The organism is Acidobacteriota bacterium (genome assembly GCA_016208495.1).
Classification (GTDB): Bacteria; Acidobacteriota; Blastocatellia; order Chloracidobacteriales; family Chloracidobacteriaceae; genus JACQXX01.
Window position 1 is genome coordinate 60,054 of record JACQXX010000045.1, and the last position, 19,720, is coordinate 79,773.

The 19,720-nt window shown below is 51.8% G+C and carries 7 protein-coding genes; 1 reads left to right on the forward strand and 6 read right to left on the reverse strand.

The window, feature by feature from the left end:
• Nucleotides 1-93 precede the first annotated feature (93 nt).
• From HY774_07755 to HY774_07780, 6 genes are all read right to left on the reverse strand, one after another.
• Nucleotides 94-1,869, reverse strand: coding sequence for a VanW family protein (locus HY774_07755; GenBank protein ID MBI4748370.1), 1,776 nt, complete (start codon nucleotides 1,867-1,869; stop codon nucleotides 94-96).
• A gap of 135 nt (nucleotides 1,870-2,004) precedes the next feature.
• Entirely contained in the window at nucleotides 2,005-3,888 is a 1,884-nt protein-coding gene (locus HY774_07760) for a hypothetical protein (protein MBI4748371.1), read from the reverse strand.
• Between the two features lie 290 nt (nucleotides 3,889-4,178).
• A complete protein-coding gene (locus tag HY774_07765; protein MBI4748372.1) occupies nucleotides 4,179-11,903 on the reverse strand; it encodes a hypothetical protein in 7,725 nt (2,574 codons plus the stop codon).
• Nucleotides 11,904-12,010: 107 nt separating this feature from the next.
• Nucleotides 12,011-14,485, reverse strand: coding sequence for a VWA domain-containing protein (locus tag HY774_07770; protein MBI4748373.1), 2,475 nt, complete (start codon nucleotides 14,483-14,485; stop codon nucleotides 12,011-12,013).
• Between the two features lie 88 nt (nucleotides 14,486-14,573).
• Nucleotides 14,574-16,592 carry a hypothetical protein gene (locus HY774_07775; GenBank protein MBI4748374.1) on the reverse strand — a complete coding sequence of 673 codons (2,019 nt, stop codon included), beginning with the start codon at nucleotides 16,590-16,592 and terminating at the stop codon, nucleotides 14,574-14,576.
• Between the two features lie 256 nt (nucleotides 16,593-16,848).
• Entirely contained in the window at nucleotides 16,849-17,703 is an 855-nt protein-coding gene (locus HY774_07780) for a GNAT family N-acetyltransferase (GenBank protein ID MBI4748375.1), read from the reverse strand.
• A gap of 267 nt (nucleotides 17,704-17,970) precedes the next feature.
• On the opposite strand from HY774_07780, the gene glsA reads away from it, so the two are divergent.
• Entirely contained in the window at nucleotides 17,971-19,641 is a 1,671-nt protein-coding gene (glsA, locus tag HY774_07785) for a glutaminase A (GenBank protein ID MBI4748376.1), read from the forward strand.
• The last annotated feature ends 79 nt before the right edge of the window (nucleotides 19,642-19,720 follow it).

The window sequence follows — 19,720 nt, forward strand, 5'->3', positions numbered from 1 at the left end:
GAGGATGAGAACCCCAAATATACCTGTGTTAGTTAGCTATGAAAAGGCGGCTGAACCCTGACTCTGCAATAGAGGTAATTGAAAACGCTGGCTTTATTGGCTTTGTGGCTGCCTTGCCCCATTCTTCACCTTTTGAATTGCCTCACATAGCGCTGAAACATTACCGGCTGGAATTGTCGTGACGCCAGGGACGTGTTTTAAACCGCACTCGGCTGAGGCAATCACAGGAATGCCAGCCGCGACGGCTTCGAGCAACTTGCGTGGTTTATGTTCGACAAAGGCTGGCAGGACGACGATTCCGATGTCATCCAGCCAGTTTGGGGAAAAGGATCGTCGCTGTGTTTGACCGCTACCCCAAAAGTCTTTTCCTTCAAGTTCAGAACCAAAAGTCACAACTTCAAGTCCAAGTTTTTCAGCGACTTCACGGAGTTCGTAGGCGCCTTTGCGGCCAACGGTTGAAGCCGGGAAGGCCACTTTTTTTCCTTTGACAGGTGTATGTGTTGATTTGGGGAGCTTCCAGTCGAGCAACACAGCTTTGGTTGGAAACAATTCGGCAATGTGCGAATGTGGCGTGATAATTCGTCGAGCCTGACGAAGGGCTTCGCGTTCAGCCTTGAGCAAAGCTGAGTCAGCGCGAAAATCACCCAGCGTGGGGCTTTCCGGATGAAGTTTCCGGCCTCGATCCAGTTGCTGGTGCAGGGCATCAAGCGGCAACCGGGTCATCAGGACATCAAACGTTCTACCTCCTAAATGTCCATCCATCCACAGAAACGGCAGCAGGTTTTGCATACAGGTCAGGTGTGTGATGTCATAGGTCAAATTTTTGGCAAAGGCGGCGGCCAGTTCCTGGTCGGCTTCAAGGAGCGCCTGTTGCCGCTCGGCACCCTGGGAAGCCAGCGACCGTGACGACCACGCCCGCCAGAGGGCAACCAGTCGGGCCTGTTGAACCTGTCCAAACCCACCAGTCTCCCAGGCATAATTGGCTTTCTTGACCTGGTTGCCATCAATCGGGAGACACAACACATCCTGGTCAGATTTGTGCTGACTCAGGTACTCATCAAACTCCGGCCAGAATTCATCCACCAGAAACGCCTGTTTTCCAAACTGTGCGTATTGCGTCTCCCGTTCAACATTGCGATGACAGCTATAAACCCCGCAACTGGCACAACTTCCAGGGATAATTCCCAGCAGGCGAGCTGGTTTTGAATCAGTTGGGTTTGTTGAATCTTCTGAGGTTGCATCACCTCGAAATCGCACCACCAGCGAATCTGATGTCAGAAAGGCTTCGATGCGAAATGGAAAACCGGCTCGGAAGCGCAAATCAACATAATTCCAGAAAACCGTGGCATCCCGACCAATTTCAGCCAGCGAGCCGGGCACCACCTGCGAATGGGCATGCCGTTCGACGATGTCAAACCCGGCTTTGAGTGCGGCGTCATAGAGTGCATTGGAAAGCTGGCACAAGCCACCGCCTACGCTGGGAATCAGACATCCTTCGCGCAATTCACGCCCGGCGACATAGCCTTTCCATCGGGTTGGCTGTCCCAGTTGTGCCCAAAAACTAAACACTTCACCAGCCGGAAGTTCAATCCCGTCAAGTTGTTTGAGGGCAATGCGGAGATTATGAATTTTCCCGGCTTGCAGGTGTTTTTCAGCCGGTGCGCCTGGGCTGGTCCAGAGTGGAGTTCGTGATTCGGCCAAAACTGGCTTTTCGACAAACTGATTGCCTTTGGTGTGGTGTTTCGGTGATGAAGGAAACTGGTTTTTGATGCCCCGTTTGACCTGCAACAGGGTGGCTTTCAAACGAAAGAGAGCCTCACTGGTCAACTTCGGATGACTGAGTTTGGGCGAAATAAGCATGGTCTTCATAGGCTGCCTGATGTGATAGATGGAATTGGAGTTGATTTTAAAAGCTATATGCAACTCGAATGCCACGGCCACAACTGATTTGTTTTGAATGAGATCTGCTTTTTCTCTTGCTCCGAATTCAATTTGAATTGAAATTTAGTTTGATGGCTGAAGCTCAAATTTTACGACCTCATACAGTCGCCCAGGTTCGGTTCGGCGAGTAATCGTGACTTCTGTGACGGGTTGCACCGTGTCGAGCACACTGGAAATTTCATTCGCAAAAAAGTCAATCTGGTCGCTTTTGAGCCGGGTGGCGATGTCATCAAAGGCCGGTTTGCGCTGGTTCAGGCGAATCAGGGTCAGTTCGTCAATTGCGTTCGAGGTTTGGAACATGTTCTTTTGCTGTGGCGAATGCGCCAAAATTGATTGAAGTAACTCAATATTATTTGCCAGCACCAGCACCCGGTCTTTGAGGGCATAACACCACGTGAGTCCGAGCATTGGCAGGCTCAGTTGTCGAAATTGGAGACCATTGGTTTCTGAGCTGGTCCACTCCAACGATGTCGTTCCAACGGCGGCGATTGAAAACTGACTTTGTGCCAGTTGGATCAATGATTGTTCAAGTAGCGGGCGGTTCAGCCCTGACGGAGATTGAACCGTCACCAGTGTCGCTTTGCGAAATTCGGCAAAAAGCTGGCCGGGGCGGGCTTGCGGGCTTTGAATGACAGCGACGGTTTGGGGGCCGGTACTGGACATGGCATCGCTGAAGCTTTGTGAAAAGGCCAGTCGGGCTGATTTGCGGACTTCAATCGGATCAAGCTCAGGGATGGCGATTTCGGCATCTACTGGATCGTTGATGGTTTCGTCATAGTCTGAATCAAGGTATTGATAGTGGCTGTATCCATACCAGGAATCATCGGAATCTACGCCATAGGTATCATAACTGGCTAAATAGGTATCCCAGTGATGCTCCCGGTCATAAGTCGTGTCTGGCTTGAGCGGCTGGGTAAAAATCTGGCTCACGGGTTTGGAGATAGTTGTTGCCTGACCGGCTGCGGAGTGAAGCGTGATAAATGGAACATCATCCGGGATGAGTTGTGCGACCTGGGATAGTTCCTTTGTCGAAATTTGGGTTGGGCGACCAGTTTTGGTCTTCGAAGTCAGGAAAAACCGATGCTCAAGCCATTCGGTTTCAGCCAGTTCAAGGTCAAACAAGCCAGCTTCAAATGATTTCAACTCAGCCACGTTGCGCTGCACCCAGTAATGTCTGAAGTACCAGTCGCTGTTGAGTTTGTTCTGGTCAACCCAGGCGGTGAAGAAGTGCGGCGTGGCTTCACGCGTCAATTTCTGAAAGGCGGGTTCGGCTGACAACCGGTCAGCCTGTGATTTCCCTCGGAGGTTGGCCAGCGTGCGGAGCATCAGTTGTTCGCTGGTGGCCAGAATGAGCTTTCCTTTGACAGCGGCAAAAACCAGCTTCTGTTTTTGACGGCCCCGGTCGGCTTCGACTTCGAGGCTGTAGTAGGTTGTTCCATCAGGAAGCTCAGTCGGTTCAAACCGATCCTGGTTGCTAAAGAATTGAGTGGCGGCAATTTTTTCGTCACTCATTGGTGCGACAAACACCATTTCCATTCGACCAATGTCATAGACGGCAAAGGCAGCTTTCTTTTCTGCTGAGTTGCTCATTGTCATCGAATCCAGCTCAAACCCAAGGGCAGAATTGAATTCAAAGTATCGTTCCATCAGCTTGAGCCCGAGGTGACGTTTTTGAAACTGTTGATAATTCACACTTTCCTGGTAGCGAGCTTTCAAACCGGATTCATTCCAGCGTTTGATGAACTCCGGCAAATCCTGAAATTGCCCATAAACAAACGCCCCACGCGGCAAGGCATTGGCCAGTTCAAATGGATTGGCTTTTTTCCTCGCGGATTGCGCCGAACCAAAAAGCCCCAGGCCCGCAATCAGCACCAGCGCCAGTTTCCACCGCCAGGAGTTTTGAATAACCGCAGAACCCCGGAATTTACAGCCTGTTAGGAACATCATACATTGGCCTCAAAAGGGTTTTAGTCCCGCAGGGACGTTGTGCAATAGCCGTGGCGCGAAGCCCACGGTTACAATTATAAGCGCCAGGATAAGAAAACCCGTGTCCGTTCCGTTGGCATTGAACGACGCTCGTGTCGGGCCTGGATCCCGTCCTGGCCGTATTCCGTGGGCTTCGCACCACGGCTATTAAACGACGACCCTTCGGGCCTCAAACCCTTATCCTGGCGCTTATGAGTCCCCAAAGGCTCGATTTTTGTGCAACTCTCATCACTAACCACTAACCACATTCTTCATTCCACAGGTGTCACCAACCTCTGGTCAATGACGAGGGTTGGTGCGGGCGGGACAGGTTGCGTCGCCAGCAGGGCCGAAAGCTTTTCGATGCGAGCTTCACTCGCTGACTGTCGGGCAGGATCAGAAAGGAGTGCCCGTCGCTGGTTTTCATACTTCAGGGCAATGTCATAGGCTTTGATGGTTTCGGCAGCGAACGACAACCGCTCCAGAAGCTCAAGTTGGATTTGGTGTTGACGATTTTGGGTGAGGGTTTTCAGGGTTTGACACCGAGGCTGAACGGTTGGTTCCGGCAAAGCAACTGGTGCAGATTCACGGGTGTTGTTTTCGGAAGTAGCTTCTTCCGTCGCTGGTTGGGTACTTTCCAAACTGGTTAATTTGTCGGCGATGGTGAAGGCGGCTCGCGGCTGGTTCCTGTCAAGGTACAACCCGATTTGCTGAATTTGCGGGTCGGCTTCGACAAACCCAAAGCTCTCAACCATCGACAGGTGCGGGTTATTTGTTTGAGCCCGCGAAAAATCGGCGATAGCCTGGCTGGGCTGGTGGGTTGCTTGTTCCAGAAGGGCTCTGAAGAATGAACCATATGGATTAGCAAAAACTGGCGACTGCTGGTTGAGGAGTTGAAGTGCCTCGGATGCCTGATTCATCGAAGCCAGCTTTCTTGCCTGAATCGCCGTTAACATCTCAGTATCACCTTTGGTTTGAACCATTTGTTCAAGCATTGTCCACAACGCAGGGTTTGTCCCGATCAACTCGGGCGCGAGCCAGACTGCCTGCCACCGGGTTTTTCGCAAAACGGAACGATCTCCCAGCAGGGCAGCCAGTTCAGCAACGGCTTCTGATGTGTGGTTGGCCAGGGCCAGCAATCGGGTCAGTTCGAGGCGGTTGATTTCATTTTCCGGATGAATGGCTCGAATCCGCTGCCGGTATTGAATCGCAAGCTCAATCTGACCGACCTCTGCGGCCAGTTCAGCGCTGAGAGCCAGGGCCTCTCCGCGAGAAACGGAAAGAACCGGAGCGGGTTTTTCAACCACCGGGTCGGTAATGGCCCGACTGGCAAGAAATGAGAGTTTCGCTACGGCAGCCTGAGTCGTTTCTCTGGTCTCGTCCTCATCGAGGCTGGTCAGGAAATTCAGAAATTGAAGGCCAGCTTTGGTGTCGTTTCGCTCAAAGGCCAGCCGGGCGAGGCCGATAAAGGCTGACGGTTCAAGCTGTTCCAGCGCCAGCATCCGTTCATAGGCGGCCTGGAGCAGATTGTGAGCCAGGTCAGTGCGGTTTTCTTCCTGAAGCAGCGCAACCACATCATTCAATCGGCGCAATGAAGGTTTCTGGACTGTGAGTGTTTCCGGGTAGGTTTCAATCCCACAGAAGTGGTTGAGTTCTTCAAAAAGGGTTGCCGTTCCGGTCTGTGCTTCCAGGCGGAAGCGGGTCAGCCGGAGCCACTCCGGGCGTGGGTAACTGTTTTTGAGTTCGTTTTCGATAGTTTCAACTGTGTTGAGGGCGGCGGCGGTCTGTTGCTGCGAAAGTTGGGATTCAATGAGCGCCTGGTGCCATTTCAATCGGTCAGATTCTGGTTCCTCAACACGATAGTCATTTTTGTGGTCGAGGATTTCTTCAGCCCGCAACGGATTGAATGTCGTCTTGAGCTGGTCGGTAAATTGATAATCGTAGTTGTAGCGACTCAGCCCGGAACTCTGGTCAATCAAAAGCTGATAAAACTGAGCGTGTTTTGTTTCGCTGACCAGTGATTCACCAATCACGGTTTCTGCCAGCCAGCTATTTTTGGGAAGCTCAAGGCACAATTGGTTAAAGTAAGCCGCCTGGGCCTGGGCTGCGGCTGGTGAAAGCGGCGTGTCGGTCTTCAATGCTGGATGAAAGGATGCCGAAAGCGTATGAAGCAGAGGTTTCAGTGGTTCAAACTGGCTCTTGGGGTCGCTGTAATAGACCTCGTCATTTTCTTTTTCGATCCGTTTGAGTTCTTTGACCAGAATCGGGAAAAGCCGTGCCCGACTCTGTTCACTGAGTCCATGTTCGGTCAGAATGCGGAGATAGCGTTCACTGAATTCACGATTGAAGTCTGAGGAAATGGCCTGCTCCCATTGTTCTTTGGCTTTTACTGTTTCGCCCAGTTGCCAGAGTGCCTGACCCAGATCAAGTCTGACCGTAGCCGGGTCAGCCGTATTTTCAAGCGCCAGCGTCAAATGGGTGAGCGCTGATTGTGGGTCGTGATGAGCTAAAAACCAGCGACCCAGTCTGATCTGTTCAGCAGCGTCTTCAGGGCGGTTTTCAAGTCCAGCCTGCAGCCAGCCGGTGGGTGGAATGGGGCTTGTGATTTGTTTGTCGCCGGTAGTTTGCTTTTGAAATACCCACTGGCCGTAATTTTGAGCCAGCATTGCCCAATCATCGCCCACCAGTTGACTGGTTGTGTCGGGACGTTGTTTGACCAGCTCCCCAATTGTGGTAAACCGGAGCGCGTTTTGAAAAGCTTCATCAATCGGCGGTGTCAATTCGTGCAAAACCAGCCCGGTTTGGGCCGTGCGAGCCGATTTCCAGGCTGCGGAAAGCGGTGCGTTCTGAATAGCAAGGTGAGCCAGGTCGGTCATCTGCTTTCGAATCAAGAAATTGACCAGTTGAAGATGGAACGGAGACGGTTTTTCGGCACAGGCCCGGAGTTCAGCTTTCCCGGCATCGCCCAGATCAAACAGAAGTTCAAAATAGCGCTCAACTGTTGGGGTAGGCTGTTTCCAAAGTTCACCGGTGTACCGCTGATAGTAAGTTCTCAATGCCCAGAGTTCTTTTTCACGGTTGTTGAGGCGGTGCGATTCGTCAGCAATCGCTTCCAGATAGTCAACGGAAGGTTTGTCGGGGTCGCGCTCATATTCGGTCACCAGCGTGACCAGTGCCTGCTGGAAATCTCCGTGCGTGCGATAAAACTCAACCAGTTCAAACACTTGCTGCCGATGGAAATCGTTGACGTGGGTTGAAGTTTTGAGCTGGGCGTTGAGTATTTCTTCTTCCAGGTGAGTAAACCCGGCTTTGGCCGCGAAGTTGCGCAACAGGCTGATGGTTTCAAATTGATCAGGTTGGGAAACGGCGGGTTCGATGCGTTGCCGCAGGTCCTGGATAAGGGCCGCCAGTTCGTCACCGGTAGCCCGGTCGGCTGCTTCAGCCGCCACTGCCGCCACCAGTCCATAATTCAGAAATTTGATTCGTTCCTGAGCGGTCCCGGCTTGCAGACTGGTTGGTGATTCACGTTCGGCAATCAATTTCTGGCGCAGGTCCCAGAGTCGTCCGGCAATCTTGTCCAGAGGTTCTTCAGAGTGAAGCGTTTGCACGTAACTGGTCAGATCACCGATGTTGATTTCATTTTTGTACGGATTGGACGCATAGGTTTCAAAGACGTTTCGATAGAGTGCAATTGCTTTGGCCTTATCAGTGGTTCGGAGTTGTTCAGCTTCGGCAAGCTGTTCGGCTAAGGTTTGTTTCTTTGGTGGCGGTGGTTCGGGGAGTTTTTGTCGAACCACGGCGGCTTCTTTATGAAAACCAGCCTGTTCAAGGACTTTGACCAGTTTTTTGAGGTATTCCGGATCGTCGTTGGTCAGTTCTGCGGCTTTGCGCAAGGCTTTGATGGCCTCGTTGACTTGATCGAGCTTGAGGTGGGCTTCGGCGATTGCCGCGTAGAGGTCAGCTTTCTCAGGTTGGTTCCCAATCGCCGTTCGGTAGTTTTCAATGACCTTTGGCCAGTCCTTTTTGGTTTCATAAATTCGCGCCAGAACCAGATACCAGCGATAATTTTTATACGCCTGTTTCGCTGTTTGCTGATAATAGGTCAACAGCCGTTCGGCACCGCCGTATCGCTTCGCATAGTTAAGCGCGGCAGTGAGTCGGTCTTCGTCATCCGGTTCGCGGTTGATAATTTCAATGTGCTGGTCAATGGCGGCGTCATAGTCTTTTAACTGAGTAAACGCCGTGATCATTTTTTCCCGCACATCCGCCACCTGATATCGAATTTCCTGGATTTCAATGTCCTGTTTTTGGATGGCGCTGAGGCTTTGTTGAAAAACCTGCTGTAACGCGGCTGGATTGCTGGTTTTGACATACATCCGGGCCAGTTCCTGGAACACCCCGGCATCGAGTGGGTTTTCCTGATGCAGTTGTGTCAAGACTTGCTCGGCCTGCGGAAACCGGTTCAGGTCGAGATATCGCGCCGCCAACTTGCGGGCAAACCGGTAGGCAAATTTGCCGATGCCGCGTTGACGTCCCTGATTGAGAACTTCCAGCGTCCGGTCACTTTGCCCCATCCGCCAGTAGATGTCCGCGGCTTCACTCAACACGCCGTAGTTGCGCGGATACTTCTCAAGAAGGTGTCGAAGGGCCTGGTCTGCGGCAGCCAGGTCACGGTGATTTTTGTACAGTTCAGCCAGTTGCAGGTGAAACGAAATCGCAAACTGATGGCTTTTGGCATTTGCGATAAGTTGGTGCAGTGTGGTGGCTTCGCCATCGAGGTGACTGCTATTTCTGAAAAAACTGCGGGCTCGGGCGAGAAATTCCTGGGACCGGCTTTTCGTGACTTCGGTTTTGAGGTGATTGACCGCCTGTTCTTCCTGGCCGACTTCCTTCAAAAATTCGGCATATCCGAGCACCAGCCATTCGGGTTCCGGTTGTGTGCGATAGCTTTGTGCCAGTGCCTGTTCCAGCGCCTGGGGAACATCCTGGCGATCATACAAAACGTGCAACCGTGCTCTGGTTTTGCGGCGGTCAGCATAGTCGGTGGTTTCCTGATTTAACGCCTTCACATACTCCGCCAGCGCCTGGGGCCGCTCGTGTTTGGCTTCGTGGATGGCCCCGGCCTGATAGGCATACAGGCTATCATTATGGAGTTGTTCCCGGAGCCGCCAAATTGTGTGCAACGCGTCATCATATTGAAAATAGTCCCAGTAGAGCGTCGCCGTGTTGAGATAGATTTCGGGCTCACCCCGGCCAAGGTCGAGCAGCTTTTCCCATTCGGCTTTGGCCTGACCATAGTCGCCCAGTTCGGCATATAGTTCGCCCGACGTGGTGCGAAGGTCGCTAATGGCGGGATTGGCTTCGGTATAGGCATGTTGAGTGGTGGCCGCTTCAGTTAAAGCGGTGCGGTCTTTTTGCCCAAACGAGCGGTTCAATGCCACGAGGCGGAGGGTAAATTCGGCATTGTTTGGATAGAGGCGAGTCAGCTCGCGATAAGTCTCGACCGCGCCTTCAAAATCAGAAAGCCGGATGGCCGCATCAGCCTGAAAGAGTTTGTAGGGAAGGAGTTCCAGCGGATTTTTTGTCGTCGTTGCGCACTTTTTCCGGGCTTGCTCAACTGAGGATCGAAGTTCTTTCCGACTGGCCAGATGTGACAGAAATTCGCGGCGAATTCCCGGCGATACAAAAACATATTCCGCCATCAGTTTGCGCCATTCGGTCCATTCTTTCCGCTGTTCATAAATCTTCAGCAACCCATTGACAAACATCAGGTTATGCGGGAAACGCGCATGTGCCAGTTGATACATGCCAAAGGCAAAACTCTGGTCGAAATTTGCTCTGGGATTTGCCTGTAACTCAACGACTTTCAACAGATACGCTTCGGTTTCAGAGTCATTTAACGTGGCAACCATCTGACGGGAAAAAGTCTCAAGCTCGCGGTCGCGTTTGGTCCGGATCAGCCACCGTGCCAGCCGATGATGCCAGAGCGTTGTGGGGAAATGGGCAATCGCTTCTCGATATACCCGGAGCTGTTCTTCAGCCAGATTGGTCTGGTCAAGCCATTGCAACCATTGTTCATAGAGGCCCTGTTCGTCCGGATATTTTTTCAGTTCACTGGCATACAGGCTCAAAATGTCTTGTCTCCGCTCCTGGGCAAAGAGCGAAGCAACCAGCCGGTCCAAAACGATTCCATAAGTGATGGTTTGGGGCTGAGTTTCGGCTGAAATGCCCAGGTGATTATTGAAGGTGCTGTATGAATAACTCCAATTCTCAGGTGGTGAAGCGTCTTTGGTATTGGGGATGTTGATGCCAGGGTTTGATGGGGACGCGGCGTTGGTTTGATTGGGTGGTGGTCCGGTGAGGTCAGTCGAAAACCCAATCTGGGGAGAAAACGGCAGTAACTGATCGCCGGGCTTCCGGTTTTTGCCGAAGTAATCGAGTACCCGCTGCAAAACGGCCTGTTCTTCCTGGCGGTTGTCTCTGGCCAGGTAGGCATCCGCCAGTTTGAGCGCGACTTCTGGAAATTGCGGCGCATTCTGATAGCGTTGCTCAAATTCAACCAGTGTTGTATCGGCAATTTGAAGTTCCTTGGTGGCGGCATACAACCGAACAATATCCAGATACATTTGCGCCAGTTCGGGCGAAGTCGGGTTTTCCTGTTTGTAGGCTGAAAAAATTCGAAATGCAGCGGCTTGATTAAAAAATCGAGTGGCATTGGTTTGCTTTGCTTCAAACGTATCGCCCACATCGCTATCTGAAAAAATAAGCGACAGCACGGCGCCAAACAGCCCTGGATGCGAATCTGCCGTAGCAATATCCTGATAAAACTGCAGGTCATTGTTGGTCAATGAAAGCTGCTCGTTCTGGGCATCCATCAGGATTTCAAACAGTTGATAGAGTACTTTGGCGCGAATGGGGTCTCCGGGTTTGACCTGGCTCTGCAAACAAACCGTGTAGAGATACCGGGCGGCTTCATCAGGCTCGTTTTCCTCAATCAAATAGTGGCTGATGATGAGGAGTTCATCTGGCGTCAACGGCTGATTGCGTTCAGCACGGGCCTTTTCGTGGCGGAGAATATCATTTTTGACCGAGCCGCCTGCATAGTGTCCTTCCAGATAATGGAGGCGTTTGACGAGCAGGGAAAAGTTCTCTGGGTGCTGCAGAAATTGTTCTTTGATTTCAAAATAGAAGGCGCGGTATCGGTCGTGTTCGTCCAGAAACGAGTCAAATGACTGGGCGAGGGCTTCAGACCATTGTGCATCGAGTGTGGTTGAAAAAACGACTTCGGCCTCTTTTTCGCGACCCAGTTTGGCCAGGAGATTGGCTTCGGTGACCACAAAGTACCTGGTATTTTGCGGAAAGTGCGGTTTGTACTGCTGGACCAGTTTCAGGGCTTCCGGGTAATTTTTTTCATTTGTCAGCCAGTCAATCAGTTCAATAATGACTGAAACCACGGACGGATCCTGTTCAATGACCTTCTGGTAGTACCGTGGGCCAAGATACTCAGTCAAATTGTGTTTTCGAGCGTGGGAAATAAGCCGCTGCAGAATCGAGACTTTCTGTACTTTTGGAACGACATTGAGCAATCGTTCCAATGTTTTGGCTTCGTGGTCAAATCGAGCCTGTCGGTCCTGGAAAGCGGCGACCAGTTCGAGGCTTTCAACACTCTGGTGTTCAAGCTCGGCATAATGCTCGATTTCTTTTTCGGCCAGATCGGGATTTCCCAGTTTCTCATCGAGTTGTGACAGGTGCCGGGCAATGAGCGATGCCTGTGGATATTGGGCTTGCAGGGCTTCCATTCGGGTGCGTGCTTCAGCAGTTGGAACTGGCACCAGCGCCTGAGTTCCGAAAAATTCAGCCCGGGTATAGAGTGCGGCCTCAATTTGAGTTTGCAGGTCTTCAGTTTTTGGTGGAACGGCATCGGCGCGGCTTTTCCAGAAAGAAAAACTCAGGACAACCAGACCCACAGTGAGTGCGGCGAGCAATTGCGGTTTCATACTTTTTAACCACAGAGGACACAGAGGACCACAGAGGAATTGAGGAAATTTTTGATTCTCTGTGCTCCTTTGGTGTCCTCTGTGGTGAATATTTTGGTTTGGTTCAGCTAATAAACCTGAAGTTCAATCTCAGTACTTGCCTGATTGTGGGCGAAATCTTCAGCCGTTACCGTGACGAGATAGCGTCCAGGCGCCAGGCCCTTTGGAATGCACAGCGTTCCACAATTGGTTTTTTCCTGGTCTGACCAGACAAGTTGAACTGGTTGGGCGCCGTACATTTTGGCAACCAGTCGCACGGTGTCGCTATCAGCCGAAACCCGGAGCCGGACCAGCTCACCACTTCTGACGGTAGGTGTGTCTGCCGTGCCTTTGAGCTTTGGCGGATGAGAGTCAACCACAAAGGTTTTGGCTTCTTGATAGCCGTTGCCATGGTTGTCTGTCAGGAGCAACCGGCAGCGATACGTGCCATCGGGCAACCAGGCCGGCGCCAGAAATCTGGTTTCCCAAACCTTTTTATCCTCAATAAATTGCAAGGGAAGTGTCTCGCCAAACGGCAGCACGGCAAACACTGACGTAATGGATTCATCGGTTTTGACCCGGATCACCGGATCACCCGGTTGAATCAACCGTGGCCGCAGCAACGCCCGTGGTGCCGCAATGAAGGCTGTGTACGGCGTGTCGAGCTTGTATTTTTGAGCCAGCCGGATGATTTCTGAAATGTAGTCTTCGCGTTCGCCATTCAAATCCATTTCCTTGAGTAGCGCCGTCACTCTGGCCTGGGCCCACAATCGGGGTAAATGATCGTGGGTGGCGTCCAGCTCAGGCAGCGAAACGGTTTGGGAAAGCTGGATCGGGTCCGTGCTGTGATATGCCTGAACCTGGACCGAAGTCGAGCCGGCAGATGGTTTGTACCGTCCGACAAACGCCAGGCTGCCTCCCTCAAACGTATGCTGGCCGTTTGGGTAAACCTGATAAAACAGCTCTGGGTTGGCAGGGACAAACTGCACTCCGGACAGAATCGAAGCTCCAACTTTGTCGAAAAACAGCTTGAGTTGGGCGGCGATGTCTTCGGTTTCCCGCACCTGGACCGAGAAGCCGTTGAAGTGCTCGGCCAGGGTTTCAAGCCACGTCGTTTTGGCATCACTCCCCAGTGCAAAAGCAAAAAATCGCAGCCCGGTGACTTCCTTCTGATTGGCGGTAAACGTCTGGATCAACTGTTTTTGCTGGGTTGTGCCCAGCGTTGGGTTGGCATCTGAAATCAGAATCAGCGTCCGTTCACCAGTCGGGAATTGTCCGATCAGTTCCTTTGCTTTCAAGAGTGCCTGTTTGAGATTGGTGCCGCCGGAAAGGTAGGAACTTCGAATTACATTCAAGGCCGCTTCGATCTGGTCGGGCGTGCCTGGGACAGGTTGGGGTGAAAAGGGAATGACTTCAGAATGAAAAAGCAGCAGGTTAAAGCGATCTTGCGGCGTCAGGTTATGCAGAAAGAACTCCACGGCTTCGACTGCCCGAACGAGTTTCTCCCCATGCATCGAAAGCGATGTGTCCAGGAGCACCAGAACATTTCGTGCCGGGGCGGCTTGGGAAGGTTGACCCATCTGAAACGTCGCCGTGGCTTGAAAGTAGCCATCTGGATTTTGTGCGGCCTGCGCCGGGTCGCGCAGGTCATAGGCTGAAATGTATTCCGGTGCGCGATAGGCCAGCCACGACAGCGAACTGGTTTGAAGCTTCAGTTGATAATCGAGCGCAAAATCATCAGTCAATTTGACCTGCTGACCCGTGAACTCATATTCAAATTCATTGGGACTGGATGTGAGCGCCCGCATCGGATACGCCTTTGACCGAAAAACAGGCGGCGAGAGCGGCGTTTCGCTGACAATATGGACGTGGATGGAAAAATTCGCGCAGGTTTGCACGTCGCCAAATGCCGGTTTAAGTGGGAAGGTAAAATGTGACGTCAGGCTGTCAACCGGCAGCATTTGGGTGTATTCAAGCTCCAGTCGTTTGGTGCCAAATGGTGGAATCGGAAAGACTTTGGCTGAAAACGCTGAATTTCCGCCGTGTTCGTCATCTTGTTGGAGCAGACCTGGATCAACCTGCTGATCTTTGATCTGAGTATAGATTTCATTGGCCCGACGTTTTTCCATGACCACGCCAGGAATCCGCAAATCGTCGTCCCAGACCGCAAAATCCGAAATCGAAGCCAGCTTTGGCAACGCAAACAGGTATTTTCCTTCGAGCGTCGAGGAAATCGCATTATCAAAAATCTGACGAACTCGAACCCGAGCCAGTTGATTGTCAATCCGCACATCAACGTGCATCACCTGGAGCGAAAGAATCGCCGCATCCGGTTTATCTTTGATCGAAGACGGAATCAGAACCCCCGATTGAGCGTGACTTCGAAAGACTGGAAGCCAGCAGGGAAGGATGAGAAGGAAAGCCAGAATGAATACAGGGTTCAGGGTTCGGGGTTCAGGGTTTGAAAAACAGGGTTCGGGGCTCAGGGTTCGGGGTTCAGGTGATAATCCCAGAAGATTGATTTTCTTGAGATTGCTGGTGATATGAAGGTTAAGCCATTTCATAAAATTTTGACTCTGCAAAGGAATCTTTCCTGATAAATGTGATGACCTTAGTTTTCCAAACCCTGAACCCTGAACCCTGAACCCTGCTTTAAAGACCCTGAACCCTGAACCCTGAACCCTGTTTTAAAACAACAATCCCCGCATCCGTTCCCACATAGAGGTGTTCATCAGTTGCTGTCAGGCTCAAGACGGTGGAAGACGGAAGTTCGCTGGAAAGGTGCGTCCATTTCTGTGAGTCCAGGTCCAGAATCCACGCTCCGTCGAGTGTGCCGACACCGAGTTTGTTTCCGAAACACATCAAGGCATTGGGATTGACGGTTTGTTTGCCGATGTCGAAGGCGTGCAGATCACCGGATGGAAGAAGTTCAAAGACACCGCCGCCGTAAGTTCCTATAAATAAACGTGATTCAGTCGCGGCGAGTGCTGACACCCAGTTATGGGTCAGGTGTGAATTGGAATCAGTCCAGACACGGATGACTTTGCCGGATTGCACTTCGGCCAGTCCGCCTCCGGTGCCGACAAACACCGAGCGTCCAACCTGCAGAACACAATATACCGAATTACCCGGCAAGCCTTGGATTCGGGTCAAACTTTTGAACTGATTGGGTTTACCCGTGGAAAGGCCATCGCTGGTGGCGACAACCAATTCTGTGCCCGGAAACACTGAATTGACAGAATCGCTTAAAAGTCCCTGCCGGGTCGTGACCGAGGACATTTGGGTGAGGGCGTCAATCTTCATCAGTCCATTTGACGTTGCCGCCCACATGACCTTGAGTTGGGGGTCAAACACCAGCTGGTTTATATCCCGGAGCGCATCGGATTCAAGATGCGCCATTCGTTTCCCTGTCGGGGAAAGGACATCAATGCCGTCACGGAAGGTCCCGGCCCAGAGGTTTCCGTCGGCGTCAAACTCCAGAGCTGAAATCTGATTGCTGGTCAGCGAACCCAGTGAGGCTGGAAGGGCAATCGGTTCAAATGCAAGTTGAGAAACGTCGGTGGTGATTTCTGATGACTTCCACAATCCCTGGTCACTGTTCAAAAACACGCTGTTTTCAACTGCTGAAACCCGGCATCCAGAAAGGGAAGGGGTTTGACTGACAAATGGCTGGTCAAGTGGTTCAACCGAAAGCTGATTGCCGGTTTGGACGACCGTCGAGAGTGCTCCATTGTCCTGACACATCAGGATTTTTCCCTGACAGGTCGTAAGTGAAGCCAATCCCGGTAGCGTCGCAAGTGTATGAAAAAGATTGGGGGTGGTGGCTTCCGCCTGATCCATTTCGGTTTTGGAGACACTGGCCAACCCGAAATCGGTCGCCACAATCACCTGTTCACCCAGTTCGGCAATACCCACCACCCGGTCAGAAGGCAGGCCGTGGCTGGTGGTGAACTGCTGCCAGCGTCCGCTGGTTTGAACCCATAATCCTTCGGAATATGTGCCGACATAGAGCCGTGATTCAATTTTGGAAAGGCATTCAATTGCGGGAAATCGGTGCTTTTCACGTTCAAACTGGACCTGGGTAAATCGCAATCCATCAAAGGCAATCAATCCGCCGGCTTGTGTCCCAATCAACAGGGAATGAGCGTCAGCCAGCAGGGCCGTAATGTGTTGATTGTGATTGGGCCAGGTGTAGTGTTCAAACTGTACGCCATCAAAAGTCATGAGCCCCTCTTTCTCGGTTCCAATCCACAATGTGTTGTGAAAAACCGCCAGACAGGTGAGATCGTGTTCTGGTAGGCCATCTCGAAGGGTGAAATGCCGGGCTTGATTCCCAATTTGAACCAGCCCACCGGTTGTCGCCGCCACCAGTGTATTTTGAAACCTGGTTACATCGGTCACGTGTGAATCAGTAAAAATTGTTTGAATGTTTGAATGTTCAATAGGCCCGAGATGTTTGTGCTCAAAGGCAATAAACTCTTGATTTGAAATGAGTTTTCTGGTGCGGGCCAGGTCGGAATCAACCTGATGGTGAATCCAAAAAAAGATCGAAAGGAGCGTTATTACAATGGCTGAAAATACAAATGTAATAAGTTTCGAGCGTCCGTGAAGCCGGATTTTGACGGTGTTCCACCGGAAAGAAAGTCGCCTGGGTCGAAGTTGAAAACTCATTGTGATTTGACCAGTTTTGATTGGAATTGGCAAAAGAGGTGTCCATTATGGTCCCGGGTTCCAAATCAAACTGTGTGGCAAGCCCCAGCCAGAGCGTTGGAAAGTACACCAACCTCAGGTAGATCAACCACATATGGGGAGTGTGGGAACAGGCTGAACGGGCTGAACTGAAGCAATCTGAGAAACAGGTTTTAGTAGATGTTCGATTTTTTCGTGTATTTCGTGTATTTCGTGGTTAAAGATGCCTTATCAATCCCTACCCAAGCTCAAAAGAGGTCACCCCAAACAGCCGGTTGACGGGTAATGCGGCACAGGTCTGAGTGTACATCCGGGCTGTTTCAAACATGCTGACCATGGTGTGTCGCTGGACAAGTTCCAGTGCCGCAGGATTGACTTCAGGAATATCGAGAAAGACTGGTGCTTCATTTGGGGCACCGGTTTTCAAGGCCAGGAACAGGTCTTCCGCCAGTTGCGGACTATCGGCAAACAATGGACCAATCTTGAACCCAGATTGACAGGGGCGGATGACACCGTATCCTGCAAGTCTTCCGTCAGTTCCGAGGACACCAAGCGCAATGCTCTCGGGTTGGGAAATCCAGCTTTTCAGGAACGACGTGCGATTGTCGTGGAAAAATGGCTGGTCATAGGCGCAGACTTCATCAAATGGAATTGTTGACAGTGGAACCAGGTTTGAGTCGGTTGGACGCACACCACCGCCGGTGCCCTGGTAGCGGATGTTTCGATAGGCCAGGGTAAATCCTGATTTCTGATAGTTTTCCTGCTGGGCCAGAACACCGTCGAGACCAACAGTGCGGCCACTGAGATACGCCATAGCCGCATTCCAAATCTGAAGGCCATACCCTCGACCGCGATACTCGGGCCTGACAATATAAAACCCAATGAAGCCAAAAGAATCGCCATATTTCACGGCTGAAATGCTGGCGATGGGTTCGTTTCCAAGGTATCCGATGAGGAATCCGGTTGGGTCTGCCGCATAAAAACTATCAGCGTCGTAGCGCCCTGGATTCCAGCCTTCGGCTGCCGCCCAGCCCACGGCAATATCGAGTTCCTGACGGGTCATGGTTCTCACGGTGTAGTCCAATTGAGTCATAAGTTGTTTTTACTGCCTTTGGTGAGTTGATTTTCAGGATTTCGTTAAATTGTGGAATGTAGGGACAAAAATGAACCCTGGCAAGCGAGCAGCCAGTTCTGGCCAGTACAACTTTGGCTTGCAAAAGGATCTCAAGCAGGACAAGATTTGTCTATCCAGTTGATTTAATGAACCTTGTCGAACTTTCATCAAACCCTTTCATTCCAGAGCCCACTCTTTTTCGTCCATCTGAACCATTTCAAACCTGAACTTCTGAAAGGAATTGCTATGTCGTTTCAATCAGACGGCCTGGGGGCGACTTCAAATGAAGCCCGGACAGAACAAGATCTCGTTCCTCCCCACATCGGAACCGTGGACGGTCAACCTGTTGTACTCAATGGGATTGACCTCGAATATCAAAAACTGTTTCAGCTCTTCGGATGTGATATTGACGGCACGATTTCGCGTGATGATTTGTTTGCCCGGCTTCAGGACTGCGGCATCTGGGTCAATGATCCGCGCCTTCTGAAAACAGTCGAAACACTGCGGGCGCTCGAAGCCAACCACCGGATTACCTTTTCCCAGTTCAAGGAAATTTGCCACCAGAACAGCAGCCTGATCAAAAAAGCGATTCAGGGAAATTTGATCATCCCCGAGTTTCAGGAAATGGTGGCAGTCTTTCAGGAGATGTTTACCAGCGTTCGGAAAAACACTTCGGGAAAAGTCGCCAATTACATTCCACAACTCAGCCGGGTCAATCCCGAACAATTTGCGGTCTCGATCTGCACGGTTGACGGTCAGCGATTGTCGTTGGGCGATGCCCAGGTAGATTTTTGTCTTCAATCAGTCAGCAAACCGGTCAATTACTGTCTGGCGCTCGAAGAGCACGGCGAAACGCACGTCCATCGGCACGTCGGACGCGAACCAAGTGGGCGCGGGTTTAACGAACTGACGCTCAACAACGATGGCCTCCCGCATAATCCATTGATCAATTCCGGGGCGATTATGTGTTGTTCGATGATTAAGCCGGGGCTTGAACCGGCTGACCGGTTTGACTACGTGCTCAACACCTGGGGACGGCTGACCGGAGGCCAGCGCGTCAGCTTTAACAATCCGGTGTACCTCTCGGAACGCCGGACAGCGGATCGAAATTTTGCCTTGGGCTACTTTATGCGCGAGAAACAGGCGTTTCCGGCTGGAACGGATTTGATTCAATCCCTGGAATTTTACTTTCAGTGTTGTTCGATTGAGACTTCAGCCGAGGCGCTGGCCGTGGCCGCCGCATCGCTGGCCAGTGCCGGGATTTGCCCTATCACCGGAGACCGGATTTTCCATGCCCGGACGGTCCAAAACTGCCTTTCACTGATGTCGTCGTGCGGGATGTATGACTTTTCGGGCGAATTTGCCTTCTCGATTGGGTTGCCGGCCAAGAGTGGTGTCTCCGGAGCGTTGATGGTGGTGGTTCCGGGCGTGATGGGAATTGCGCTCTGGTCTCCGCGACTGGACGCGCTGGGCAACTCGGTACGGGGCATTGAGTTTTGCAAACAGCTCGTGGAGCGCTATAACTTCCACAACTTTGACAGCCTGACGTTGGGTGAGAACAAAAAACGCGACCCCCGGCTCAAGAAAAACCAGACCCGAATCGAAGGCACCGTCAATTTGTGTTGGGCCGCGAGTCAGGGCGACATCAGCGAGATCCAGAAACTGGCATCGCTTGGCGTAGACCTCGACGGAGCGGACTATGACGGACGCACGGCGCTCCATCTGGCGGCTTCAGAGGGTCACGACGTGGTGGTGAAATACCTGATCGAACGCGGCGTTCATCTAAGCCCGATTGACCGCTGGGGAGGCACACCGTTGACCGACGCCCGGCGCGGCAACCACGAACTGGTGGCCCGCTTGCTTGAAGCCGCGCTTCAGAAAAAAGAATTGAGAATGAAGAATCCCTCTGGTGGTTAGTGGTTAGTGGTTAGTGGTTAGTGGTTAGAAATCAATACTTTCGAAGAAAAACCCCGAACCCTGGTTTTCTGAACCCTGA